The 8,004-nt window shown below is 67.4% G+C and carries 7 protein-coding genes and 2 pseudogenes; 6 read left to right on the plus strand and 3 right to left on the minus strand.

The window, feature by feature from the left end; translation table 11 throughout:
* Positions 1 to 167 precede the first annotated feature (167 nt).
* Both ACZ4N5_RS23295 and ACZ4N5_RS23300 read left to right on the plus strand, forming a co-directional pair.
* A pseudogene (locus ACZ4N5_RS23295) lies at positions 168 to 389 on the plus strand (ribosomal protein L7/L12); the annotation flags it as partial.
* Between the two features lie 39 nt (positions 390 to 428).
* A complete protein-coding gene (locus tag ACZ4N5_RS23300; protein ID WP_467758992.1) occupies positions 429 to 968 on the plus strand; it encodes an HAD domain-containing protein in 540 nt (179 codons plus the stop codon).
* A 38-nt stretch (positions 969 to 1,006) separates the two neighbouring features.
* Here the strand turns inward: ACZ4N5_RS23300 and ACZ4N5_RS23305 are convergent, their stop codons facing one another.
* Entirely contained in the window at positions 1,007 to 1,429 is a 423-nt protein-coding gene (locus ACZ4N5_RS23305; protein ID WP_467758974.1) for a hypothetical protein, read from the minus strand.
* Between the two features lie 764 nt (positions 1,430 to 2,193).
* On the opposite strand from ACZ4N5_RS23305, the gene ACZ4N5_RS23310 reads away from it, so the two are divergent.
* The 4 genes from ACZ4N5_RS23310 (at position 2,194) to ACZ4N5_RS23325 (ending at position 5,702) form a co-directional block, all read left to right on the plus strand.
* The gene (locus ACZ4N5_RS23310; protein WP_467758975.1) at positions 2,194 to 2,880 is read left to right on the plus strand and encodes a hypothetical protein; all 687 of its coding nucleotides are present in this window, start codon (positions 2,194 to 2,196) and stop codon (positions 2,878 to 2,880) included.
* Between the two features lie 270 nt (positions 2,881 to 3,150).
* Positions 3,151 to 3,720, plus strand: a complete 570-nt coding sequence (locus ACZ4N5_RS23315; RefSeq protein WP_467758976.1) for a hypothetical protein — start codon at positions 3,151 to 3,153, stop codon at positions 3,718 to 3,720.
* Positions 3,721 to 4,224: 504 nt separating this feature from the next.
* Positions 4,225 to 4,851 (plus strand): hypothetical protein, encoded by a 627-nt coding sequence (locus ACZ4N5_RS23320; protein WP_467758977.1) that lies wholly within the window; start codon positions 4,225 to 4,227, stop codon positions 4,849 to 4,851.
* 539 nt (positions 4,852 to 5,390) lie between these two features.
* The gene (locus ACZ4N5_RS23325; RefSeq protein ID WP_467758978.1) at positions 5,391 to 5,702 is read left to right on the plus strand and encodes a hypothetical protein; all 312 of its coding nucleotides are present in this window, start codon (positions 5,391 to 5,393) and stop codon (positions 5,700 to 5,702) included.
* A gap of 436 nt (positions 5,703 to 6,138) precedes the next feature.
* On the opposite strand, the pseudogene lepB reads toward ACZ4N5_RS23325, so the two are convergent.
* Positions 6,139 to 6,852: pseudogene (gene lepB / locus ACZ4N5_RS23330) on the minus strand (signal peptidase I); the annotation flags it as partial.
* Between the two features lie 252 nt (positions 6,853 to 7,104).
* A complete protein-coding gene (locus ACZ4N5_RS23335; RefSeq protein ID WP_355841172.1) occupies positions 7,105 to 7,866 on the minus strand; it encodes a phosphoglyceromutase in 762 nt (253 codons plus the stop codon).
* Between the last annotated feature and the right edge of the window lie 138 nt (positions 7,867 to 8,004).

Below are 8,004 nucleotides of genomic sequence, written 5' to 3' on the forward strand. Positions count from 1 at the left end.
CGCGACGGGCAGACACCCACCGCGTCTTCCCACCTACCGTCCGGCCACGAACAGACCCGCGCCAGATCCACCGGATCCACCGGCCACCGTCCTCCCGACACCCGAATCGAGGCGACACGACGGCTGCGGGCTCGTATTCTCCGGACCGGAGAGGGACGGGGAGAGCGATGACGGAGTACTTCTTACTGGTGTGCGACGACGTGCCCCATGACGTGCTGCTCACCGGCCCCGGCCCCGCTGGACTGGACACGGCCCACGTCGTACGAGGGCTGACCGGACTGAGCCTGTGGCGCAGCAAGGTTCTCGCGGACCGGGCCCCGGTCGTGCTCCTCCACGGCCTGCCCCAGCGGGACGCCGAGGCAGCGGTCGCGGCTCTCCACGCCGAGGGAGCGCGAGCAGAGACAAGGGAACAGACGAGGGAACACACCGTGGGACGCGCCATCCTCTTCCTCGACGTCGACGGCCCCCTCATCCCGTTCGGCCCGTCGCCCGCTCACCACCAGACCTCCGACTCCGGCTCCAGCTCCGGCTCCGAAGCGCTCCCTGATCAGGGAAATCCGCTGCTCGGGCGACTCGATCCGACCGTGGGCCCGCGTCTGATGGCGCTGGGGTGCGACCTGGTGTGGGCGACGACGTGGACGGCCGAGGCGAACGAATCCGTCGGCCCACGGATCGGGCTGCCCCCACTGCCTGTCGTGGAGTGGCCCGAGGCCTCCTCCGACGAGGGTCCGCGCGGCCTGCACTGGAAGACCAGCACCCTCGTGGACTGGGCAGGCGGCCGCCCGTTCATCTGGGTCGACGACGAGATCGGCCCCGTGGACCGGCTCTGGGTGGCCGCGCAGCACGAGGGCCCCTCCCTGCTCCACCGCGTCGACCCGTCCGAGGGCCTGACCGAGGACGACTTCTCCGCGCTGGCCGACTGGCTCCGTACCGCCGTTCCGGGCCCAGCCACCGGAACGGGCCGCTAGGGCCCGGCCGGCCGAACTCGGCCACCGAGGACGGCCCTCTACTTCAACTGATCGCGGACGACGTCCAGGAACGCCCTTCGGCTGGGACGTATGTACTCCCAGACCTTCTCGTCCCGCGGCTCTCCCGGATCGTCGGGGCCTTTTCTGATCACGTCCTGAACGTCGTACGCCAGATCACGTGCCGCCTGGTTCACCTCGGCCGCGCACAGCATGTGGATCGTCTTCTGGGCGACCCACATCCGGTCGATGGACTGTTTCGCCCGTGCTTGCCACTGCTCGTCGGCCAGGTTGTGGTGATAGCGGTCCACGGCGACGCGTTCGGCTTCCTGCACCGCGGAGAGGAAGTCGATGAGATGGGTGACGCGTTCGTTGCGACGCGTCTCGGCGCGTTCACGAGCGTTCCGCCGTACTTCGGCCCGCTCCGAGGCGCGCCCCACCACGTACTGAGTCCCTGTCGACACGAAGCCGCCAAGCAACACGCCAAGGAGTGGCACGAGGGTTGTCGATGTCACGCCTCGACTGTGCCATCGAGGAGGCCGGCTCCACTGCCCTTTCGGATATTCCAGACGAAGCACCGTCAACTGCGGTATTCATCCCATGCAGCATTCAAGCGACCGACTGCGATCCGGACCTCTGGGGCCCGACGCGGCGCGGCCCAGGACGAGCAGGGCCTCTCTGTCGGGTGACTCCACGACGACCAACCTGGTTGCCGAGGGGCCACTGATCAGATCCGTACGATCGCCGACCGCGTGGGCGAGCGGCACAGCAAGAAGCCCCCTATCAGCGCGAAAACCGCAGGTAGGGGGCTTGGCGGTGCCGTTGCGAACCCCCGCAAGGTCGTCGAGGCATCACCCGGTGCCTACGTTGGCGGCGCACCCACAACGTCTGGCGGCCCTGTTCTTGGTCCTGTTCAGGGCGGTGCGCACGCCAACTAACCTGCTTTCGGAAGGTCGTTGGTGGTCGTTGGTGGTCGTTGCCTGTCGTCGTCGGTCGTCCTCGGAGGACCCAGAGAGGGCCCGGCTCGGAGCCCTGCCAGTTCGGCGACACTTACGGATCACGCGATGTACGACCAGACAAACAGGTATGGATAGCGGAAGGCGTGACACGTCACGGGCGGCGTACGGTGACGAAATGAACGCGCCCGCGACCGGCCGGGAGGACCTCGCCTGCCTCGCCCCGCTCTTCAACGCAGCCGCGGCCTACCGAGGGGACAATCACTTCCTGTTTGTTGCCTGACGCGGCAGAGCGCAGCAGTCTGGCAAAGGACGACGAACCCTTGGGGCCGTGGCGTGCCGCCAAGTTCGTCCAGTCCTCCTTCTCGGCCGGCCTCATGCATGTCGAGGCTTTCACGCAGCTCGTCACCGTCGCGCAGCAGGTTGACCTGCACAGCCCTTGGACCTTGCTGCGCGGGGCACTTGAGAATTTCGCCACCTCCGCATGGCTCCTGGCCGGCAAGAACCGCGATGAGCGTCGCCACCGGGTGCTCTCCCTGTGGGCTGAAGACTTCCGCAATCGCGCCCAGCACGAGAGAGACACGAACCACGTCCCGAGGCCCGGTGGCAAGACTGGAGCGGAGCGCCGGGAAGAGGTCAAGCAACTGGCCCAGACCCTCGGCCTGCCCAACCTGACGAAGCCGGAGGCCACGAGCATTATTTACGAGGCCGCCGCAGGCGCTGGGCTTGAACCCACCCCAACCCAAGCGCTGTGGCGTGTGGCCTCCGGCTTTGCCCACGGCCGCTTCTGGCCCAGTCTCCGAGCCGCGAACATCCGCAGCGCGATGCCCATCTCGAACGGTGGTGTCCTTGTGGACTTCGGCATTGATGACGGCCAGCTGGAAGAAATGGCGGAGGCATGCCGAAAGCTGCTTGAACACACGGCCAGCCGGTACAAGGCACGCAGCAGCGCTCCATGACACTGCTACGCACTGAGACGTTCCTCAACTCACCTTCGCTGATGGGCACCTGCGCCGACAGCCGAGACACCGTCCCTGAGCAGGGGAGAGTTGTCGCCGGCTGTCGTCAATCTGTCGTCGTCGCCCCCCTCGGACGGCCCACAGACGACCCGGCCCGGGGGGCGAAGCGCCTCTAGCGCCAGCGGCAGGGGTCGCTGACGACCGTGTGCCATGCTGCGCGGGCAATCATGCACGGACCGGCCGCGTACGGCCGGGGGAGGCGGGACGGACATGACGGAATCCCAGGTGAGCGGGGTCCCTGCCCCAGGGGCGATCCGCTTCCGGCTCGGCATCTGGCAGCGTGTGATGCCCGTGCTCCCCATGGGCGTGATCTTGGGGTTCGACACCGTCCCGTGGGCGGTCACCTCTGCCGGAGGGCCGCTGCTGTCCGATGCACGCTTCATTGCCCTGTGGATCGTGCTGGTGGTGGTCGTGGCGGTGCTTTCACCTTTCGGAATCACGTTGACCCCGTCGGCCGCCCGGGTGCACAACCTCCGCCGCCGCACCGTCCCCTGGGCGTCCGTGCAGAGTGTCCGCGTCGAGCAGGTCACGGGCGGCTCGGTCATCGTGCTGTACGAGGCCGACGGCCGCCGCACCCGACTCCGGGCACCGTTCACCGGAATTCTCCAACGGGACCGCCGCTTCGAGGAGAAGTTCCACGTCATCGGCCAGTGGTGGCAGGCTCACCGCGGCACCGACTGGGTTGCCCTGCCACCTACCTGGACCGTGTCATCGTGGGCGCCGGGCGCCTCGGGACACCCGGCAGCGCCCGGCGCACCGGTGGATCAAGGAGCGGCCTAACGCCGCGCGTCTCCAGGCTCGCTTCGCCGGCGCCGTGCGCGGCTAAAGCGCTCTCCGCGCGCCTGAGGACGACTTTTACCTCCGGGGCCAGGACGGCCGCCCCGCCGGTAAAAAGCCGGTTTCCGCAGGTCAGGGCGACTCCTGGGTGCAGGAGGGTTGCGGACGCTGGTCCCGGATCGGGAGAGCCGAAGAGGCCGCCACGACGGTGGGTGCGCTGACCGACCACGCACGCGTATGCCTCGCTGCACCCCCGGCGGCCTCAGCCACGCTTCCTTGCCGTCGTCCAGAGCAAGCCGCCACGGCCAGCCCGTGACGAGAAAGCTGAGCCCTCAGCTTGGGAAGCTCAGGTGATCTAGCGGTAGTGGTGGAGCTGACCTGCGCTACAACGGCGCAGGCGTGTTCCGTCTGCGGAGTTGAGGTTCGCTGTTCCCCCATGGCTCCCCGCACGAAATGGCACGCGTCTGGCACGGTCAGGGCGCCCGCGGGCCACGTTAGTCTCCGATCATGGCCTTGCGACCTGATGAGTTCTACGACCACGCACGCGCGGCCGCGGACGGTGAGCTTCGGCTTCCGTTGGCGCGGATGACCAGCTGGGAGATAAGCCCGTTCGAACCTCAAGGACTTCGCGTCGCGCCGCTGCGTCCGCCCACTCTGCCCGAGCCGGAACGGCACGGCGAGGATCCGGCGAACTGCGACCCGTGCCGCGCCCGAGACGAAGGCATCTGGTTCGACGAACGCTGGCGACTGGCCCGGGTCACGGGCGTCGGCGTGCCTTTGGTACTGATGCTGTTCTCCCGAGACCACTACGACATGGCGGATCTGCCCGATGAAATGGCCGCCGAACTCGGGGTGCTCACCACTCACATCGTCCGCCACGTGCAGGCACTACCGCATGTCTCCCGAGCCCACGTCTACCGGATCGGGGACGGAGCTGCGCACCTGCACATCTGGTTCTTCGCTCGGCCCGAGGGGCAGGCCCAGCTGTATGGGTCATGGATGCCCGTCTGGGACGACCTCCTGCCGGAGTACCCGGCGGACGTAGCCGACGCGGACGCGGTGGCCGTGGCTGACGCACTGGTCACCTCGTACGGAGGCCGTCGCCAGGCCACCGACGAACAGATGCACGCCTGATCTCGCATACAGCTCATGCTCCCGATACAACCGCCTGGAAGGGAGCGATGCTGGGCCTGTTGGGAGATCTACTCGATGGGTTGCTAGGAGGTCTGGCCGGAGACCGCGTCATCAAGAGGCGAGGCGAGCGGCCGGCCAAGGACGGAAAGGTCGAATGCGGCCTCCGCGTCCTGTCCGGCACCCACCTCCAGCCGTCAAGCTGTTGGATGCACCGCACCACGCAGCTGTCACCTGGGCTTATCACCATGGGCGGGATTGTCGTCCGGATCGCAGAACTCGATGCGACGAACCCGAGGCGGCCCACGGGCAAGGAAGTCTGGTCAGGGAGTCCCCAGACGGCCATCGTGCGTGTGGTCGCTTCGACAGGGGCGGTCCAACGCACCTTGTAGGGCAGGTCCAACGCACCTTGTAGAGCAGGTATGTGGGGTGCGAGCATGCAGCCCGTGACAATCTCCTCAAGATCATCCTTTGGCAGTACGCCTCCGCTCTTCCGCTGGGTGGCCGCTATCCGTAGGGCCCCGGTCAGCTCGGCGAAGGACGTGGCCGACTTCCACCAGGGCGTTGAACTCCGGGCACGTGCACTGTTCGTCACGCCGGACAGCAAGGTCAAGGCGCAGTGGGGCGAGTTGCGCCTGTCGAACTCCGCGGACGCCATATGGGAATCCAGGGCCGGCAAGGATGCGCTGACGATCCCGCTTGCCACCACCACTATCGCCCCCGCGGACAAGCACCTCTTCATGGGCACTGCCGGATTCGATCTCACGCTTGCCGACGGGAACGTGCAGCGCATGAGGGTCTACACCGGAGACGCCAGTCTGGTCAAAGCCGTGTTCAACAAGACTGGCGAATAGGACCGACCTGCACACCTGGTGGCAAACCCGATGCTGCCGCCACTGGCGATTCGAAGTTCCCCCGTGTTCCCCGCTCGTGCCTGCACGAGCGGACACGCCGCGGCACGTGTGCCCTCAGGACCCTGGGCTGTCGGCGCCCGTTGTGGATCATGGGCGGCAATACGTTTTGCCCCGGACCATGGTCGGTCCGGGGCCGTTGCGCTGGCGCCGTCGGCAGGATTCGAACCTGTGACACCCGCATTAGGAGCGAGGTTGGGGGATCACAGGCGTGACCTGGGAATCCCTGCCTTGGGAAGCCTGGGGCGGTACGCACCCTCGCGAACTTCGATTCCCCGTGAGTCCCCCTCCGTTCCGGCACGGAAGTGGCACGCCCCCGAGGCCCAGTGGGGCACGCAGGGGGCGAGGCTGACGTCTCGATGGACGACGTGGCTCGCTACCGCGACACCGGCAGCGGGGCCCACCGGTTGACCGGCCATGCGACGACGAAAGCCCGGCCGATGACTTGGTCCTCGTCGATCGTGCCACCGCCCGGCTCGTCCTGGTGGTACCGGGAGTCTTGAGAGTCCTGGCGGTGGTCACCCATAACCCAGATCCTCCCTTTTGGCACCTTGATCGGCCCGAATGGGTTGTCACCACAGGGGGTGTTGCCGGGGTAGATGAACGGTTCGTCCATCGCCTTCCCGTTGACCTTCACCGGACCGCTTCCCGAGCATTCCACGGTGTCGCCACCCACCGCGATCACCCGCTTGATCAGGTCCTTCTCGTCCGCCGACGGCATCAGGCCGACGAAGCTGAGCACCTTCTGCACCGCGTTCGGCTCCTCGGTCTTCTCAGGGAGCCAGCCCCCCGGGTCGTGGAAGACCACGACCTCTCCGCGCTGTGGCTTGGATCCGAACCACGGCGTCAGCTTGTCGACCAGCACGCGGTCGCCAGGCTGCAACGTGTTCTGCATCGAGTCGGACGGGATCGAGAACGCCTGCACGAAGAACGTCTTGATGACCAGCGCGAGCACCAACGCGATGCCGACGAGGATCGGCAACTCCTTCCAGAACGAGCGCGTTTTCCGCTGGCGCTCACCCGTCGTTCCGTCGTCGGTTTCGTCGCCCCCGGATCTCGACCGTTCGCTGGCGACAAGATCTTCCACAACCACGCCTCCCCCCTGCGCCCGGCCCGAGCGCACCGTGTCCGAAGTGGTCCCTAGCGTGCAGAGCACCGGGCCCACCACAGTCACAACGAGCGGGAGTTCCCGACTGCCGGAGCTCCCAGCCTGGCTCTGCGCTGGGCATGGCCCTCCCCCGAGGATCAGCCGCATCCAGGTCCCACGGCCCAAAGACGGCCCAGCCCCACCAAAAAGCCCCCACCCTGCCAAGAAACAGCAGGTCGGGGGCTTGCTGGTGTCGCGTTACTTCTTCTTGCCCTGGTTCTTGACCGCCTCGATCGCGGCTGCGGCCGCGTCCGGGTCGAGGTAGGTGCCGCCCGGGTTGAGGGGCTTGAAGTCGGCGTCCAGCTCGTAGGAGAGGGGGATGCCGGTGGGGATGTTCAGGCCCGCGATGTCGGCGTCGGAGATGCCGTCGAGGTGCTTGACCAGGGCGCGCAGCGAGTTGCCGTGGGCCGCGACCAGGACCGTACGACCGGTCAGGAGGTCCGGGACGATGCCGTCGAACCAGTACGGAAGCATGCGGACGACGACGTCCTTGAGGCACTCCGTCTGCGGGCGCAGCTCCGGCGGCAGCGCCGCGTAGCGCGCGTCGTCGAACTGGGAGTACTCGGAGTCGCGGTCGAGCGCCGGCGGCGGGGTGTCGTACGAGCGGCGCCAGAGCATGAACTGCTCCTCGCCGAACTCGGCGAGCGTCTGGGCCTTGTCCTTGCCCTGGAGGGCGCCGTAGTGACGCTCGTTCAGGCGCCAGCTGCGGTGGACCGGGATCCAGTGGCGGTCCGCGGACTCCAGGGCCAGCTGCGCGGTGCGGATCGCGCGCTTCTGGAGCGAGGTGTGGACCACGTCGGGCAGCAGGCCGGCGTCCTTGAGCAGCTCACCGCCGCGGACTGCCTCCTTCTCGCCCTTCTCGTTGAGGTTGACGTCCACCCAACCGGTGAACAGGTTCTTCGCGTTCCATTCGCTCTCGCCGTGGCGGAGGAGGATCAGCTTGTACGGTGCGTCGGCCATGGCTCCGAGCGTAATCGAACCCCGCGACCGCTCGCGCCCTAGGTGTTCTGTCCTGGGAGGTTGTGGACGGGTGAGCCAGGTCTCGGCTGAGGGATCTTGAACGGGTGAGGGCCTTCCGGTTCGGTGTGGATTGCGACG

The organism is Streptomyces sp. NPDC026500 (assembly GCF_055567635.1).